Origin of the sequence: Mumia sp. zg.B21 (genome assembly GCF_019550855.1) — a bacterium.
Taxonomy (GTDB): Bacteria; Actinomycetota; Actinomycetes; order Propionibacteriales; family Nocardioidaceae; genus Mumia.
In genome coordinates, this window is record NZ_JAHWCJ010000002.1 from 372,713 (window position 1) to 388,281 (window position 15,569).

At 69.3% G+C, this 15,569-nt stretch carries 17 protein-coding genes; 8 read left to right on the plus strand and 9 right to left on the minus strand.

Annotated elements, in window-relative coordinates; genetic code table 11:
* Positions 1–2: 2 nt before the first annotated feature.
* Genes KV100_RS10500 through KV100_RS10515 form a run of 4 tightly spaced genes read right to left on the minus strand, consistent with a single transcriptional unit; the run spans position 3 to position 2,782 of the window.
* The gene (locus KV100_RS10500; RefSeq protein ID WP_220342992.1) at positions 3–1,232 is read right to left on the minus strand and encodes a PrsW family intramembrane metalloprotease; all 1,230 of its coding nucleotides are present in this window, start codon (positions 1,230–1,232) and stop codon (positions 3–5) included.
* Positions 1,229–1,870: a hypothetical protein gene (locus KV100_RS10505; RefSeq protein WP_220342993.1), complete on the minus strand. Its 642-nt coding sequence runs from the start codon at positions 1,868–1,870 to the stop codon at positions 1,229–1,231. Before KV100_RS10505 ends, KV100_RS10500 begins: the two co-directional genes overlap by 4 nt.
* Positions 1,871–1,927: 57 nt before the next feature.
* Positions 1,928–2,272, minus strand: a complete 345-nt coding sequence (locus KV100_RS10510; protein WP_220342994.1) for a TfoX/Sxy family protein — start codon at positions 2,270–2,272, stop codon at positions 1,928–1,930.
* Positions 2,273–2,311: 39 nt separating this feature from the next.
* Entirely contained in the window at positions 2,312–2,782 is a 471-nt protein-coding gene (locus KV100_RS10515; protein WP_220342996.1) for a MarR family winged helix-turn-helix transcriptional regulator, read from the minus strand.
* 58 nt (positions 2,783–2,840) lie between these two features.
* Here KV100_RS10515 and KV100_RS10520 point away from each other — a divergent pair, with 58 nt between their 5' ends.
* Positions 2,841–3,689, plus strand: a complete 849-nt coding sequence (locus KV100_RS10520) for an alpha/beta fold hydrolase (protein WP_220342998.1) — start codon at positions 2,841–2,843, stop codon at positions 3,687–3,689.
* Between the two features lie 42 nt (positions 3,690–3,731).
* Entirely contained in the window at positions 3,732–4,598 is an 867-nt protein-coding gene (locus KV100_RS10525) for an alpha/beta fold hydrolase (RefSeq protein ID WP_220343000.1), read from the plus strand.
* A 9-nt stretch (positions 4,599–4,607) separates the two neighbouring features.
* Here KV100_RS10525 and KV100_RS10530 read toward each other — a convergent pair whose 3' ends face one another.
* Positions 4,608–5,171 carry a dihydrofolate reductase family protein gene (locus tag KV100_RS10530; RefSeq protein ID WP_220343002.1) on the minus strand — a complete coding sequence of 188 codons (564 nt, stop codon included), beginning with the start codon at positions 5,169–5,171 and terminating at the stop codon, positions 4,608–4,610.
* A 154-nt stretch (positions 5,172–5,325) separates the two neighbouring features.
* Between KV100_RS10530 and KV100_RS10535 the strand changes: the two genes are divergently transcribed.
* The 4 genes from KV100_RS10535 (at position 5,326) to KV100_RS10550 (ending at position 10,405) form a co-directional block, all read left to right on the plus strand.
* Positions 5,326–6,357 (plus strand): beta-propeller fold lactonase family protein, encoded by a 1,032-nt coding sequence (locus tag KV100_RS10535; protein ID WP_255566185.1) that lies wholly within the window; start codon positions 5,326–5,328, stop codon positions 6,355–6,357.
* Between the two features lie 67 nt (positions 6,358–6,424).
* Positions 6,425–7,258: an ABC transporter ATP-binding protein gene (locus tag KV100_RS10540; RefSeq protein WP_220343005.1), complete on the plus strand. Its 834-nt coding sequence runs from the start codon at positions 6,425–6,427 to the stop codon at positions 7,256–7,258.
* Positions 7,259–7,290: 32 nt separating this feature from the next.
* Positions 7,291–8,283 carry an iron-siderophore ABC transporter substrate-binding protein gene (locus KV100_RS10545; protein ID WP_220343007.1) on the plus strand — a complete coding sequence of 331 codons (993 nt, stop codon included), beginning with the start codon at positions 7,291–7,293 and terminating at the stop codon, positions 8,281–8,283.
* Positions 8,284–8,305: 22 nt separating this feature from the next.
* Positions 8,306–10,405 (plus strand): iron ABC transporter permease, encoded by a 2,100-nt coding sequence (locus KV100_RS10550; protein WP_220343009.1) that lies wholly within the window; start codon positions 8,306–8,308, stop codon positions 10,403–10,405.
* A gap of 88 nt (positions 10,406–10,493) precedes the next feature.
* On the opposite strand, the gene KV100_RS10555 is transcribed toward KV100_RS10550, so the two are convergent.
* Positions 10,494–10,772, minus strand: a complete 279-nt coding sequence (locus KV100_RS10555; protein ID WP_139084769.1) for a GlsB/YeaQ/YmgE family stress response membrane protein — start codon at positions 10,770–10,772, stop codon at positions 10,494–10,496.
* Positions 10,773–10,875: 103 nt separating this feature from the next.
* Here KV100_RS10555 and KV100_RS10560 point away from each other — a divergent pair, with 103 nt between their 5' ends.
* Positions 10,876–11,538 (plus strand): response regulator transcription factor, encoded by a 663-nt coding sequence (locus KV100_RS10560; RefSeq protein ID WP_139084771.1) that lies wholly within the window; start codon positions 10,876–10,878, stop codon positions 11,536–11,538.
* Between the two features lie 90 nt (positions 11,539–11,628).
* Here the strand turns inward: KV100_RS10560 and KV100_RS10565 are convergent, their stop codons facing one another.
* Positions 11,629–12,222: a sugar O-acetyltransferase gene (locus tag KV100_RS10565; protein ID WP_255566115.1), complete on the minus strand. Its 594-nt coding sequence runs from the start codon at positions 12,220–12,222 to the stop codon at positions 11,629–11,631.
* A gap of 903 nt (positions 12,223–13,125) precedes the next feature.
* Between KV100_RS10565 and KV100_RS10570 the strand changes: the two genes are divergently transcribed.
* Complete coding sequence (locus KV100_RS10570; protein WP_220343013.1) at positions 13,126–13,542, plus strand: hypothetical protein; 417 nt, start codon at positions 13,126–13,128, stop codon at positions 13,540–13,542.
* Positions 13,543–13,576: 34 nt separating this feature from the next.
* Here KV100_RS10570 and KV100_RS10575 read toward each other — a convergent pair whose 3' ends face one another.
* Complete coding sequence (locus tag KV100_RS10575; protein WP_255566116.1) at positions 13,577–13,711, minus strand: hypothetical protein; 135 nt, start codon at positions 13,709–13,711, stop codon at positions 13,577–13,579.
* Between the two features lie 786 nt (positions 13,712–14,497).
* Positions 14,498–15,157 carry a Type 1 glutamine amidotransferase-like domain-containing protein gene (locus KV100_RS10580; RefSeq protein WP_220343016.1) on the minus strand — a complete coding sequence of 220 codons (660 nt, stop codon included), beginning with the start codon at positions 15,155–15,157 and terminating at the stop codon, positions 14,498–14,500.
* Between the last annotated feature and the right edge of the window lie 412 nt (positions 15,158–15,569).

Here is a 15,569-nt window from a genome sequence, read left to right on the forward strand (position 1 = left end):
GGTCAGGCTAGAGCGCGTGGAGCTCGCCGAGGCGTTCTCAGCCGGGCGATCTCGCGCCGCGAGTGCGCGACGGCGCGACTCTCGCCACCGCTGGAGGACGCGAGGTCGTGCGCGAGGTCGAGGGTCGCGTTCATGACGTGCTTCTCCCGCCGCCGGCTCACACCCTTCGGCCGTGACCGGAGTGCGGCGCGTCGAGCGCGGCGGCGTTGCCTGCGACCGCCCGCCACCGCATCGAGCTCAGCCGGGGTGATCGTGCCGTCGGCGACCTCGGGCTGGAGGAGCGCCCGGAGGTATCCGCGCTCGCGTGTCCCACCGAGGTGGATCGCGACCGCCAGCGCGACCAGGGCGGCAACGGTCAGGCCGAGCATCATCGCGCCGGCCGCGGCAGCCCCGAACGGGCCCACGAGCGCTGCCATCGAGTCCCAGAGGCCGTGCAGCAGCATCGCGGTCGCGATGAGGGCCAACCCGCGCCCCACGCGCCGCGGCTGGGCGACCGTGCCGATGACGTAGATCAGCCCGGCACTGAAGAGCGCGGTGTAGAGGGCGTGCGACGGGATGCCGGTGATCGCGCGGACCACGAACGTCTCCAGCACGGTCGACGTCTGATCCGTGCCGAAGTGCGACATCGCCGCGTTCTGGCCGTACAGCACGTCTTCCAGGATCTGGAAGCCGAGACCGATGTACGCGCCGACCATCAACCCGTCGTACACCGTGCGGATCACCACCGGCGCGAGCCCAAGGAGCAGCACGAAGAAGACCGCCTTGGACGTCTCCTCGACGAAGGGGGCCGTCAGACCTGCCTGCCAGTCCTCGGCGAAGGTCTGGCCGAAGAGCTTGCCGTACAGGTCCATGAGGGCTGCGTTGCCGGGCAGCGCGAACGCCCAGGGCGCGGCGAAGCCGCCCGCGACGAACGCCGTGAGGGCCAGCCGGCCGGGCGTCTTCTCGTACCGGTCGAACGAGTGCAGGAACAGCAGGAAGACGATGGCGAACAGGCCGGAGCTGACGATCGCGACGGTGTTGGCGTCGGCGAAGATCTCGGCCGTCGGCAGGGACAGGGTCACGAACTTCCAGAGCCCGAGGCCGACGAGGAGGAGATAGACCCAGAAGCAGGCGTTGTGCGGCTGGACGAACCGGTACGGCGCGCCCCAGCCGGACACCATGATCGCGTCGCGGCGGCGGGCGAGCACCTCGTCCGCATCGGGCGCGGGGACGGGCATCGCGGTCGCGGTCACGAGTCGTCCCGCCGGGTGTCGGTGAAGCTCCGGAGCATGTCTTCGATGTCGGAGCTCCTCTGCTTCATCGCCTCAGGGGCGCCGACGACCTGGACCTCGATCCCGGTGTCGTCGACGACGAAGGCGGCACTGACCCCGACGTTGCGCTGGGACTCGAAGCCCTCGACGAGGCCGCGCAGCCCCGAGTCGGTCGTGAGCGGTCGAGGGCTGCCGGTGACCGAGAACCCGGCGGGGTCGCCGGTCGTGGTGCTGATCCGGTCGATCTGCCGCAGCAGTCTGCGGGTCGAGCCCTTGAACGGACCCTGCGTCACCTCGAAGGAGATGCCGTCCTTGGTGAGGATGGTCTGGTCCATCGCCACCGTGCCGTCGCGCGGCTTGTCGCTCGTGCGGAGACCGCTGACGAGGCCCCAACCCGGTGACGGGGTCATGGTGACGCGGTCGGTGACCTGGAGGACGTCACCGGCACGGATCGGGTCGTCCGACGGGACCTGGTTGTCGATCCACGGGACGAGCCACGCCCAGAGCAGATAGACGACGACCGCCGGGACGGCGTACACGAAGGTCCTCCGGTCGAGCCCGAGGAGCCGGTGCTCGGCCGGGACCCGGTGGCGCGAGAAGCCGGTGCGCGAGATCGCCATGATCCCCCCGTCGCGGGACCAGCGGCCCGCGGTGCGGTCGTGCTGGTGGGTTGCAGACTACGTCGCGGGGAGCGACCGCGCGTATGAGACGCCGCGCGTCACCCACTCCGCCAGCGCGGCGTCGTCGCGGACGGCGTCGCTGCTGACGTGGAGCCACCCGCGCAGCTCGCGTCCCCGCATCATCATCGGCTCGACGCCGTCGGCAGCCTGCAGCGCGCCGACGTCCTCGGGGTCGACCCGCACCATCAGACCGCCGCGCCCGCTCGCCGCGACCGCCATCTTGCCGGCGACGAGGAACGCCAGCCCACCGAACATCCGCTGCTCGCGGAGTAAGTCCTCGCCCGAGGCGATCGCCAGCGACACGTCGCGGATGCGCTCGGCCAGCTCGTCGTCGTACGACATGAGGCCAGTGTGCGCCGACGTCCGGACAGAAAGCGAGGGTTAAGACTGTGCCTCGACGTCCTCCAGCCCAGCGAGCATCGCGCGGAGCACCCGCAGCGTGGTGTCGACGTCGGTGTCGGTGAGGTCGCCGGGGACGCGGCCCATGAGCTCGTGCTCGCGGGCGACGACGGCGGCGATCGCGCGTTCGCCGTCGGGAGTGATCCGGATGAGGGAGGAGCGCCGGTGGGCCGGGTTGTCGACGGCCTCGACCCATCCGAGCGTGGAGGCGTCGTTGACCATGCGCTGCACGAACTGGCGGCTGAGGTCCTGCGTGCGCGCCATCTGCGGCACGGTGCGGGCGCCCTCTCGGTGGAGCTGGTCGAGGACGGCGCGGACTCCGACGGACATGCCCATCACGGGCTGGCTCTGCTCGACGATCCGGAGGACCTTGCGAGAGAGGGGGCCGACGACGAGGTAGACCTCCGCGAGTCGGCCTGCGAGACGGTCGGGGTCCAACGGGGTGGCGGTCACGTTCCCCATGATGACACCTGGGTTGTCAATGCTGCAGGCGTATGACACCTTGGTTGTCATGTTGGCTCGTACGGAAGACCTTCAGCACCTCACCCTCGTCGACCAGCACGTCGCGTTCATCGACCGGGACCCTCGTACGGGCGCCACGCCGCTCGTCCTGCTCCACGGAGGGGCGGTCGACCACCGGATGTGGGGACCACAGCTCGACGCGTTCCCCGAGCGGCGCGTCCTCGCGCCCGACGCCCGCGGTCACGGCTGGTCCTCGAACGCGACCGAGGCGAGGCTCTGCGACGACGTGGTCGCTCTCCTCGATGCGCTCGGGATCGAGCGTGCTGTCCTCGCCGGGATCTCCATGGGGGGTGCGACCGCCGTCGACACCGCACTCGAGCACCCCGACCGCGTCGCCGGAGTCGTCGCCGGCGGCGTCGGGACGAGCGAGCCCGTGTTCGAGGACGCCTGGGCGCTCGACGTCTTCGCGCAGTGGGAGCGTGCCGCTGCCGCCGGTGACGCGGAGGCCTGGCTGGCGGCGTTCATGGCGTTCGTGCCCGGCCCGCGCCGTACCCGCGCGGACGTCGACCCCGCGGTGTGGGACGCGGTCGAGGCGATGGCGAGCCACACCCTCGCCGAGCAGGTCGTCGTCGACGAGCACGGCGTCCCGGTCCCGCCCGCGAGGCCGACCGGCGTGACCGACACGTGGTCACGGCTGTCGGGCATCTCCGTACCGGTGCTCGCGATCGCCGGCGCCGAGGACGCTGACGATCACCGCCGGATGGCCGAGCGCCTCGTCGCGTCGGTGCCGCACGGGGAGCTGGTGATGATCGAGGACGTCGCGCACTATCCCAACCTCGAGCGGCCGGAGCGCTTCAACCGCGTCCTCGGTGACTTCCTCGCGGCGGGCGGGCTCTGACCCGCCCGATGAGTTCCGGGTGGCCGTCCAGGTCTGCCCACCATGACCGACACCAGAAGCCTGACCACACCCGCTGCCACGCTCGCCTACGACGTACGCGGGCCCCTTCCGCCCACCGATCCGCCAGCGCTGATGCTCGTGGCGGCCCCGATGACCGCCGAAGGGTTCACGTCGCTCGCGGCCGGCTTCGACGACCGCACGGTCATCACGTACGACCCTCGTGGCCTCGGCCGCAGCACCCGGCACGACCACTCCACCGCGCACACGCCGGAGCAGAACGCCGAGGACATGCACCGGATCATCGCCGAGCTCGGCATCGCCCCGGTCGACGTCTTCGCGAGCAGCGGCGGCGCCGTGAGCGCCCTGGCGCTCGTGGCCGCCTACCCCGACGACGTCGCGACCCTGGTGGCGCACGAGCCGCCGATGCTGGCCCTGCTCCCCGACGCCGACCGTGCCTTCGCCGCCGAGAAGGCGACGCACGCGATCTATCACGAGAAGGGATGGGGGCACGGCATGGCGTCGTTCATCGCCCTCTCCTCGTGGAAGGGGGAGCTCACCGACGAGTTCGCCGCTGCCCCGCCGCCCGACCCAGCGGCCTTCGGCCTGCCGTCGGAGGACGACGGGTCGCGCGACGATCCGCTGCTGTCCGGCGTCTCGGACGCGATCACCGCGTACGAGCCCGACGTCGACGCCGTCCTCGCGGCGCCGACCCGCATCGTGCTGGCGGTCGGCGCCGACTCGGCGGGACTGCTCACCGACCGTACGACCGCCGCCGTGGCCGGGGCCTTCGGTCAGGAGCCGGTGGTCTTCCCTGGCGGCCACGGCGGGTTCCTCGGAGGGGAGTTCGGCCAGCAGGGCGACCCGGAGGCGTTTGCCGTACGGCTGCGCGAGGTGCTCGACGAGACGTGACCGCGGAGGTCACCTCACGACATCGAAGACCTGCTTCTGGATGCCGTTCGGGTACGCCTCGTGCTCGACGAGCGTGAGCTTGGTCGTGTCCTTGTCGGCCTCGCTCCACAGGCGCTTGCCGGCGCCGAGCAGCAGCGGGAACACCAGCAGGTGGTATCGGTCGACCAGCCCTGCGTCGGCAAGGTTGTGGCCGAGCTCCGCACTGCCGTGGACGAGGATCGGTCCGCCCTCGGTCTCCTTGAGCGCGGCGACGTCGTCGAGCGAGCGCAGGATCGTCGCGGGCCAGCGGTCGTCGTCGGACTCGAGGGTGGTCGAGACGACGTAGCGCGGCATCTCGTTGTATTCCTTGAACTCCTCCATCGTCGGCCACACCGGCGCGAAGGCCTCGTACGACGTGCGACCAAGCAGCAGCGCGGTCGCCTCCTTCTGCTCGCGATCCTTGATCTCGTACGCGGCCTCGTCGAACTCGACGTCCTTGAACGTCCAGCCGGAGTTGCGGTAGTCGGGCTCGCCGCCCGGGCCCTCCATGACGCCGTCGGCGGAGACGAAAGCGGTGACGATGAGGGTGCGCATGGTGTCCTCCAGTGACTCGGTTGCGACCGCCACGACCCTAGTGCCGAGGTGGTTCGCACCTCTACGCCGAACGGGGCAGCACCTTTTCGACACCGTGGCCCGAAGTTTTCTCGTCAGTCGGCGGAGCTGACTGTAAGGTCCCCGCGTGACGACGATGCTTGCCCTTATCGGGTGCTCCACCACGGACGGGGAGCCGGGGATCCGCTCCGCGCGGGTTCACGGTGACGGGGCAATCGAGCCATGCGGAGCGCTCGCGATGGAGTCGCCCTCGTGTGTCGTCTGGCACCCGAGACTGCCGGTCGCCTACGCCACGAACGAGACGCTCGCGGGCGGTATCACCGCCGTGACCGTGGCGGAGTCCGGCGCGATGGAGGTCATCGGGACGGCCCCGACCGGCGCAACGCCGTGTCATGCCGCCGTAACCCGCGACGGCCGATGGCTGCTGACGGCCGACTACCTCGGCGGCACCGTCTCCCTCGTCGCGCTCGCGCCGGACGGACGGCCGCAGGCGACGGTCGACCGCGTGCAGATGACTGGTTCGGGTCCACACCCCGAACGGCAGGATGCCCCGCACCCGCACATGGTCGCTGTGGACGTCGCCGGTGAGAACGTGCTCTGTGTCGACCTCGGTACGGACCGGCTCACCTCGCTGGCGATCACCCGCGACGGCCGGTTGGAGCGACGACACGCCTGGGTGCTGCCTCCGGGAACCGGCCCCCGCCAGGTCGTCTCCCACCCGGGCCGGGCCGGGGTGCTCGTGATCGGGGAGCTGTCGGCGACGCTGCTGCACCTGAACCTCGAGAAGCGAGGCGACTCCGATGGGGTCGCCGACGAGACCGTCGCCGAGGTGATCTCCGAGGTCCGGACGACGGCCAGTCACGAGACCACCTATCCCGCACAGATCGCCACGACCGGTGAGGGCGCCCACGTCGTCGTCTCCAATCGCGGGCCGGACTCGCTGGCGGTGTTCGACACCGGATCCGCATCGCTCGTTCGTGTCGCCGAGACGCCTGCAGGGGTCAGCTGGCCACGCCACTTCGCCGTGGTCGGCGGCTACGTCCTCGTCGCCGGAGAGCGCTCCGCTGCGATCGCCTCGTACGAGTTCGGGGTCTCAGGGCAGCTCGGTGCACCCACGGGCCGGCTCGCGACCCCGGCGCCGACCTGGATCGCGGTGGGCCCGGCTTAGAGACTCGCCGGACTGAAATCACAGCCTGGGATTCCCTTGTTACATAGGTATGCCTTACCTTTGTTAGGTGGACACCAACCCGCGCGCACCCGAGCTGACCGCTGACGGCGTCTGCGCGGCGTACGGCTCGGCCGTTGTGGTCGACGACGTGAGCATCGCGCTCGTCCCAGGCCGCGTGACCGCGCTGATCGGTCCGAACGGCAGCGGCAAGTCGACGCTCCTGCGGACGCTCGCCCACCTGAACAAGGCGTCCGCCGGCCAGATCACGCTGTGCGAGGGCGAGTCCGTCACGGACCTCAAGGCCAAGGAGCTCGCCACCCGCCTCACGCTCCTCTCGCAGTCGCGCTCGGCTCCCGGCGGCGTGACCGTCCGGGAGGTCGTCGCGTACGGCCGTCACCCGCACCGCTCGCGGTGGGGCGGCGGTGATCCCGACGGACACGCGATCGTCGAGCGCGCGATGGAGATGACCGGCGTTACCGAGCTCGCTGAGCGCGGGGTCGACACCCTCTCGGGCGGACAGGCGCAGCGCGTCTGGCTCGCGAGCTGCCTCGCGCAGGACACTCCGGTGCTGCTGCTCGACGAGCCCACGACGTACCTCGACCTCCGCTATCAGGTCGAGCTCCTCGACATCGTCCGCGACCTCGCCGACGAGCACGGCATCGCCGTCGGCATCGTCCTGCACGACCTCGACCAGGCGGCCGCGGTCGCCGACGAGGTCGTCCTGCTCGTCGAGGGCAGGGTCACCGCGGTCGGCACCCCGCAGGAGGTGCTCACGACCGAGCTGCTCTCACCCGCGTACGGGGTCACCGTCGACGTGCACGTCGACCCTCACGACGGCCACCTCCGTACCCGCGCCCGTGCGCGCCACCACGCTCGTCCCACCCTCGCCGTCACCCTCTGACGGAGTACCCCCATCGAAGGAGAACCCAGGCCGTGAAGCCCACCCGTACCCTGCTCGTCGCGTCCGCGGCAGCCCTCACCCTCGCGCTCGGCGCCTGCGGCACCACCGAGGACGACGCCGACGCCTCGTCGGACGGCGGCGAGAAGATCACCATCACCGACTCGCGCGGCAAGAAGGTCACGCTCGACGGTCCCGCCAAGAAGGTGGCCTCCACCGAGTGGAACACCGTCGAGTACCTCATCTCGCTGGGCGTCCAGCCGACCGCGGTGTCCGACATCAAGGGCTTCAAGACCTGGGACAAGTCCGTCGAGCTCGATGACGACGCGACCGACATCGGCACGCGGGGCGAGCCGAGCCTCGACACCCTCGCCAGCCTCGACCTCGACGCCGTCTTCGTCACCGACCAGCTCGTCGGCGACGCGATCGAGCAGATCGAGAAGACGACCCCCGTCATCGTCGTCCCGGGCGGCGACGCGAAGGATCCGCTCGGCCAGATGTGGAAGAACGTCGACCTCGTCGCGCAGGCCACCGGCACCGAGGATGAGGCGAAGAAGCTCAAGGAAGACTTCGACAAGAAGCTCGACGAGACCAAGAAGGCGGTCGACGAGGCCGGTCTCGCGGGCAAGCCGGTCGCGTTCAGCGATGCGTACGAGGCCGGCGGCGCGGTCTCGGTCCGTCCGTACCTCGACGGCTCGCAGCTCGGCGCACTCCTCAAGGAGCTCGGCTTCGCCAACCCGTGGACCAAGATCCCGGGCATCGAGGGTGACCCTGCCTACGGCCTCGGGACCACCGACGTCGAGGGTCTGACGAAGCTCCCGGCCGACACGCTCTACTGGTACATCGGCAACGAGGGCGAGGCCGACCCGTACACGGAGGCGCTCGGAGAGAACAAGGTCTGGACCGGTCTGCCGTTCGTCAAGGCCGGCAACGTGACGCGTCTCCCGGACGCCATCTGGATGTTCGGCGGACCCGCGTCGATGAGCGACTTCCTCGACTCCGTCGTCAAGACGGTCCAGGGCTCCTGACCTCCCGTACCCACCCCTCGACATGACGCTCACCGCCGAGCCCGCCGCCGCGGACTCCCCTGACCTCCCGACGCTCGACGCCGAGCCGAAGGCGTCCCTGAGGCTCGTCCTCGTGGTCGTCGGTCTGCTCGTGCTCGCCGTCGCACTCGCGGCCGTGCACGTCGTCCAGGGGACCGCGACGGTCGGGTTCGGCGATCTGTGGGCGTGGGTGACCGGCGGCGCCTCGGAGCAGGCGTCGGCGGTGATCGTCGACTCCCGGCTGCCACGCGTCGCGGCGGGGGCGGTGGTCGGCGTCGCGCTCGGCGCGGCTGGCTGCGTCATGCAGTCGATCTCACGCAACATGCTCGCCTCACCCGACACGCTCGCCGTCAACGCCGGCGCCTACCTCGCGTTGACGGCCGCGGCGACGGTGGGCCTGCCCGGGATCCTGCTCGGCGACCTGGTGCTTGCGTTCCTCGGTGGGATGGCCGCGGCGGCGGTCGTGTTCGGGCTGGCGGGCACCGACTACGGGACCGTACGCCTGGTGCTCGCCGGCACCGTGGTCGCGATGGTGCTGATGTCGCTCGCGACGACGCTGATCATCCTCAACCCGATGGAGGCTCGCGGCATCCAGGCGTGGGAGTCGGGGGTCGTGAGTCAGAACGGCTTCGACGCCGTGCGGCTGATGGCTCCGGTGGTGCTCGCGTGCCTGGCGGTGCTCATGTTCTATGCGCGGCGTCTCGACGTGATGGTGCTCGGTGACGACGCGGCACGGTCGCTGGGCGTCCCCGTACGGCAGACGCAGCTCGTCGTCCTCGTCCTCGCGGTCGTGCTGTCCGCGGCGGCGGTGACGCTGACGGGGCCGATCGGCTTCGTCGGGCTCGCGGCACCTGCCCTCGTACGGTTGGCCGCGCCGGTGGTGCCGGGCCTGCACCGGCACCGGGTGCTCGTGCTGGTCTCCGGGCTGGCGGGTGTGGTGATCGTGCTCGCCGCGGACGTGCTGATCCGGGCGGTGGTCGGCGCGCAGCGGGCGGTCGAGGTTCCGACCGGTGTCGTGACGTCGCTGCTGGGTGCGCTGGTGCTCGTGTGGTTCGCGTACCGGCTGCGCGCGTCGCGCCTCGACGACGCATCCAACGCGCTCGACGTCCGCGGGCTCGGGGCGAAGCATCCGTGGGTGCTGGTCGTCGTGCTCTCGGTGGTGCTGTTCGCGCTGAGCGTCGCCGCGGTGCTGATCGGCGACCGGACGTTCCTGCTCGGCGACCTCGTCAACTGGGCGACCGGTCAGGCCGGGCCGATCGTCACGAACGTGATGGGCGCGCGGGTGCCGCGTGTCGTCGCGGCGCTGCTGGCCGGTGTCGCCCTGGCGGTGGCCGGCACGGCGATCCAGGGCGTGACGCGCAACCCGCTGGCCGACCCGACGATCATCGGCGTCGCCGGTGGTGCGTCGGTGGGTGCGGTCATCGTGGTGACCCTGGTGCCGCTGGCGTCGTTCTGGGCCCTCGCGGGCGCTTCGGGCGTGGGTGCGCTCGTGGCAGCGGCGATCGTGTTCGGGTTGGCGGCGCGCGGCGGCTTTGCGACGGACCGGCTGGTGCTGGTCGGCGTCGGGGTGTCGTTCGCGGCGAAGGCGATCGTCTCGTTGCTGATCGTGACGACCGATCCGTGGAACGCGTCGAAGGCGCTGACGTGGCTGGGCGGCTCGACGTACGGGCGGTCGTACGAGCACCTGGTGCCTTTGATGATCGCGATCGTGGTGCTGGTGCCTGCGGTGATGGTGGGCTACCGCTATCTGGACCTGCTGTCGATCGACGAAGACACGCCTCGGGTCCTGGGCGTACGGCCTGGGCCGGCGCGGTTTGCGCTGCTGACGTGCGCGGTGCTGCTGACGGCGACGGCGGTCGCGGCGATCGGGTTGGTGGCGTTCGTGGGGCTGGTGGCTCCGCACGCGGCGCGGTCGCTGGTCGGGCGGCGGCACCTGCGGGTGATCCCGGTGGCGGCGCTGCTGGGCGCGATCCTACTGGTGCTGGCGGACCTGCTCGGACGGACGGTCGCGGCACCGACGCAGCTGCCGGCGGGGTTGCTGGCCGCGCTGGTGGGTGCGCCGTACTTCTTCTGGCTGCTGCACAAGAGCCGCCGGACTGTCTGAATCCTCCGCTGGTTGACATGCTCGGGACGCTTCGGACACCCGGGCGGGGCCACCTCGCGATGGCCCCGGCGCCGGGCTGATCGGTCGATCAGGCGTGGGAGGAGTTGCGGCGCTTCGACCACTGCCAGATCAGCAGAGCGATGACTGCGCCGATGATCGAGCCGATGATGCCCGCCGGCTGGAAGAAGCCGTCGTCTGCGTCCTTGTGGAACAACAGGTAGCCGAGCATGCCGCCGATGAACGAGCCGATGATGCCGAGCACGATGGTCGCGACGATGGAGAGGTCTTGACGACCGGGCACGAGGAGTCGGGCAACGAAGCCGGCGATGGCGCCGACGATGAGGATGGTGATGATGAGTCCGAGCATGAGTCTCCCTTTCTTCGAGAGGCCGACTGTTGCGCCCTCTGCCCACTACGCAACCACCCCTAGGAGGGGTGTGGCACACCCCTAGGTGGGTTAGCGTGTGGTCATGAGCAATCGAGGCCGCCCCATCCAGGTCGCCCTCGTGGACGACTACGACGTCGTCGTCATGGGGGTCGCCAACATGCTTGAGCCCTACCGCGACCGCGTCGTGGTCGCCGAGCTGGACACGAACATGCCCGTCGAGGACGGCGTCGACATCGCGCTGTACGACTCTTTCGCCCAGCCGGAGTCCGATCGCGCGGAGATCAAGGCCCTCATCGACAACCCGCGCGCCCGACGAGTCGTGGTCTATACCTGGAGCTTCCACCCAGACCTCCTCGCGTCAGCCCAGGATCTTGGAGTGCACGGCTATCTGTCCAAGGCACTCACGGCCCGAGAGCTCGTCGCCGCCCTCGAGTCCGTGCACGCGGGCGAGATCGTGGTCAGCCCTCCAGCGGCCAAGGCCCGCACCCAGGGTGGTGACTGGCCCGGGCGCGGCGAAGGCCTGACCGATCGTGAGGCGGAGATCCTCGCCCTCATCACCCAGGGCAAGAACAATGCCGAGATCGCAGCACTGACCTACCTCAGTCCCAACACCGTCAAGTCCTACATCCGCGGGCTCTATCGCAAGATCGACGTCGAGAGCCGGACCCAAGCAGTTCTCTGGGGCGTGGACCACGGGTTCCTGCCCGACAAGCGCCGCATCGAGCACTGGCGAGGCGGTCCCTGACCGCGTCCGCCGTCACGCAGGCGCGGAATCACCAGCCGCGTCGCGGGACAGGTCATCGACCGCCGAGTGGTCCGCTACTGGGCAGCGGGCTCATGGGGTTTTCTCCTCGATCGGTCGGCGGGCCCGGATCGCTGCGTCGTCGATACCTTGAGTCGGGGACCTGAGGCTCCGGCGTACGACGTGACCGGCGCTGGTCACGACAGTCATCGCAGGCACGTCCTTGGCGACGACCGTGCCGGCGCCGACGACGGAGCCGCGCCCGATCGTCACGCCGGGAGCGATGGTCGCGGACGCCCCGATCCACACGTCGTCCTCGACGACGATCGGCGCGTGGGTGAGGAAGTCGAACCGCTCGGTGACCTCGACGGGGTGCCCGCCGGTGGTGAGGGTGACGTTCGGTCCGACGAGGACGCGGTCGCCGAGCGTGATCCCACCGAGGTCGAGGAAGTGGCAGCCCTGGTTGATGAAGACACGCTCGCCGAACGTCGCGCCCAGGCCGTAGTCGCAGAAGAACGGCGGGTAGATCGCGACGGAGGCGGGCAGCGGCCGCCCGAAGATCTCGCCGAGCAGGGCGTTTCGGGTGTCGACGTCGTTGTGGGGGAGGACGTTGAGTCGCGAGGTGAGCTCCATGACGACCTGGACGCGCTCGGCGAAGGCGCGGGACGCAGGCGTGCTGGTTGGCATGCGTCGCTCGTCGAACATGCGGTCGATGCTCGCACGCGGGGCTGACAGGCTCGCACGACGAGTTCGTCGGTGTCGCCGGTCTGGGTCTTCGACCCTACTCAAATGGTCTTGTGCCAATACGTGGCGCCGCGCACGCTGTGGAGCAATTCAACGTGGACAGCAATGCAGGGGGATCCATGAAGAAGCGATTGAAGGCCGGTCTGGCGACAGCAGGGCTCGTGGCAGCGGCGGGTGTGGTCGGGGCCTCACCGAGTGCTGCAGACACCTGCTGGAACACCCGGGACGTATCCATCGGCGGCGGCCAGTCGCACTACACCTCAGCTGCGACACGTACGGCTACGTCACCGTGGCCGGGTGGCTGAAGGACACCAAGGCCGACGGCAAATGCATCCAGGTCAAGGCCATTGCCAATGACAAAACGTACTACAGCAACAAGGCATGCCCGAAGGGTGAAGTCGAGTACTTCGAGTGGACGATACGTGCCTTCCTCCCAGGTGTACGTCTATACCTTCTCGGTCGGCTAACAACCCGAGAACGGATTGAGACGGCGATACGGCGTGGCCGCACCGCCGTCCTCACGAAAGATCCGGACGTATGGTGAACCGTGGCACCCGGGTCGTGGCTGTGATGGGTGCAGCCAACGACGGCTCGCTGAGAGTCCGCAAGCTCGACGAGGACAGCGTCATGGCGATGGAGGCATTACCCACGTAGTCCTTCCGGTGTGCGCCGATGGTCGGCTCGAAGCTCCGATATGTCGACACCCAGAGGGCCGACATCGTTGCCGTGGTCGACGTTCACCAGGCTCGACTCCCATGGCAGTCACCAGCCCCATCGTGATGGGCGGGGGTATCGAGACGCCCTTAACCTCTCGCACACACGTGCATCCGCCGCCATCATGTGCGGATGACATACGAGCGCCTCTGGGAACGTCTCCTCGAGTACCTCAACACCTGGGGAACCGCAGTCGAGACCGCTCCTGGACGGATCCAGATGTCGTACGAGGTCGACGGCGTTGCGCGGCGTGTCGAGATCGTCATGCGTCCCGACGAGTGGGAAGACTTCGCAAGCAGCATCTGGGGCAACTTCGACGCCGCCGCCCATGATGTCCACCGGATGATCGTGGAGGCGCCGGCCGACATGCCTTTTCGCGTCTACGGGACGTACGAGCTTGTGCCGTCAGCGACGTCAGAGCTCCCGATCGACCCCGACGATCTGGAGATGGATGAGCTGGCGCGCCAGCACCCCGAGGGCTTCGGGCGCTGGGTCGTGACCGACGGTGCAGGCAACGTCCTGGACGAGCTGGGACCCGAACCGGACTGACGGTCTGACGCCATGCCGATCTCTTTCGGCGCGGCTACTGGGAGAGCTGCTTCCACTGCCCTTCGGAGACGACCTCCACCGCGCCGTCGGTCACCGTGATGGCCGTCTGATCGTCGATTGCGTACGCCGGACCCCCCGCTCGTCGTGGCAGCCAGACGGCGACAGTCACGGCCGGCATGGCGGCGTAGATGTGCTTGGCGACGGCCTCGCGATTCTGCGTCTCTAGGCGTAGAGCCGCCTGCGTGTCGATAGATGATCTCGACTGATCCGTGACGCCGAAACCCAAATGTCTCACCGGGGGGCCTACGACGATCCGATGGTGGTAATGGCAGCCACTTGGCCGCGCTCCAGCAAAAGGATGAAGCGAGTGCCGTCCGGCGCTCGGAACGAAGCGGTCTCAGGATGTGTTCGGGCACGTTGCAGGGCATTGAGGAAGTCGCTCAGACCGGCCGTCCTTGGGCCCTCCCCGGCAGCGGCCCGCGCCGCACGGACTTCGTATGCCGCCACGTCCAAGTCGCCAGAGGAGACGGGCACCGGCTCCTCCTCCGCCGAGCCGAGTGCGACACGTGCTCGCTCCGCCAGTGGGTCATGGCTATGACTGACCAGCTTTATGAACTCGTACCGGTGCAGATATCGCGTGGTCACGCGAAGCATCGTCCCGCACAATGTCGCCGTCATCTTCGATAACCGCTGACCGTGTGTCGTCCAGCTCGCGTGAGCGGCATCGCTCGGGCTGGCGGGTGTGGGTCTCTCGTGGCGCGCGACGCGGGTGGTCGCTGGTCGAGCGGCGGCACCAGTGGTGATCCCGGTGGCGCGCTGCTCGGCATGGAAGAGCTAGCGCCAACACCCTGAGGGCTTCGGGCGCTGGATCGCGACCGACACCGCGGGCAATGTCCTGGACGAGCTAGGCCCGGAACCGGAATGACCTTCTGACCCCGCCGTGAACCGTTGGCCCCTACGAGGGGAATCGCTTCCAGTGGCCTTCGGAGACGACCTCGACGGTGCCGTCGTTCATCTTGATGGCGGGATGGTCGTCGATCGCGTACGCGGGACCCGCGATCTCGGCCGCCCATCTCTCAGCACACGCGATGGTGTTGTCTGGCTCGATGCCCAGGTGCGGGAAGATCGAGAAGTCGAGGAATCCCAGGGTGCGGTCGTCGCGCGCGGACGGCCACATGACGAACTCCGCACCGACCCGCGGGGTCAGCACCATGCTCCCCGCGCTCAGGCCCACCCAGACGGTGTCCCGCAGCGACGGCAGGACGTCCACGAGCCCGGATTGCCGCATCCAGTGGGACAGGTACGTCGTGTCGCCGCCGGCCACGAGGATGACGTCCGCCTCCTGGACCCACGGGACCCACTGCTCCTCGCCAAATGCTGGGCAACGCGGCAGCTCGAGGACGCCCAGCGACTTCCAGCCCAGGCTGCACATGGGCAACGGCGTCTGACCGGTGATGAAGCGCCAGACCGAGGCTGGCCCGGACGCGGGGTTGCCATATATCGCCGTGGGGATGCAGAGGGCGTGGGAATCGGCGATTGGCTTGCCCAGCAGATCGACCAACACGTCGCGGATGCTCGGGTTGGTGACGCCTGCGGAGGTGAGGAGGAGTTTCACGCGTGCCTGTACGTCGCGCTCACGGCTTCCCCAGGACGGGAGATCGGGTGCATGGAAGAACCGACTCGACCCCGCACGGGAACTCATCGCCGTCGGTCCCTCACGCATGCGTGGTCTTATGAGTAGCGCGTGCCCGGTGGTTACGTGTGTCATGGATGAGTGGGGGTACCAACTGCCTTGGGCGAAAGGGACGGCGCGTTCGGGCGGCGCCATCCTGTGTCGGCCCTGCGTCACGAGGACGAGCGAGACCGGCGGAACGATGCGGTCGCGACGCCACGCCTCCGCAGCACCAGCTGGTGAGTGCGCGGCCGTCCGCCCGTTGCCGTCCGCGCAGGGTGGATTGTCTCGAACTGCGCATGGGCGAGCGCACCCTGAAGAAGTGTCGGTGCTCATCGCCCGACACGTACTCCAT

Coding starts and splice junctions, on each gene's coding strand:
- KV100_RS10535 (WP_255566185.1), top strand. CDS start 5,326: ATGCTTGCCCTTATCGGGTGCTCCACCACGGACGGGGAGCCGGGGATC.
- KV100_RS10565 (WP_255566115.1), bottom strand. CDS start 12,222: ATGCCAACCAGCACGCCTGCGTCCCGCGCCTTCGCCGAGCGCGTCCAG.
- KV100_RS10550 (WP_220343009.1), top strand. CDS start 8,306: ATGACGCTCACCGCCGAGCCCGCCGCCGCGGACTCCCCTGACCTCCCG.
- KV100_RS10530 (WP_220343002.1), bottom strand. CDS start 5,171: ATGCGCACCCTCATCGTCACCGCTTTCGTCTCCGCCGACGGCGTCATG.
- KV100_RS10555 (WP_139084769.1), bottom strand. CDS start 10,772: ATGCTCGGACTCATCATCACCATCCTCATCGTCGGCGCCATCGCCGGC.
- KV100_RS10510 (WP_220342994.1), bottom strand. CDS start 2,272: ATGTCGTACGACGACGAGCTGGCCGAGCGCATCCGCGACGTGTCGCTG.
- KV100_RS10505 (WP_220342993.1), bottom strand. CDS start 1,870: ATGGCGATCTCGCGCACCGGCTTCTCGCGCCACCGGGTCCCGGCCGAG.
- KV100_RS10570 (WP_220343013.1), top strand. CDS start 13,126: ATGACATACGAGCGCCTCTGGGAACGTCTCCTCGAGTACCTCAACACC.
- KV100_RS10560 (WP_139084771.1), top strand. CDS start 10,876: ATGAGCAATCGAGGCCGCCCCATCCAGGTCGCCCTCGTGGACGACTAC.
- KV100_RS10520 (WP_220342998.1), top strand. CDS start 2,841: ATGTTGGCTCGTACGGAAGACCTTCAGCACCTCACCCTCGTCGACCAG.
- KV100_RS10525 (WP_220343000.1), top strand. CDS start 3,732: ATGACCGACACCAGAAGCCTGACCACACCCGCTGCCACGCTCGCCTAC.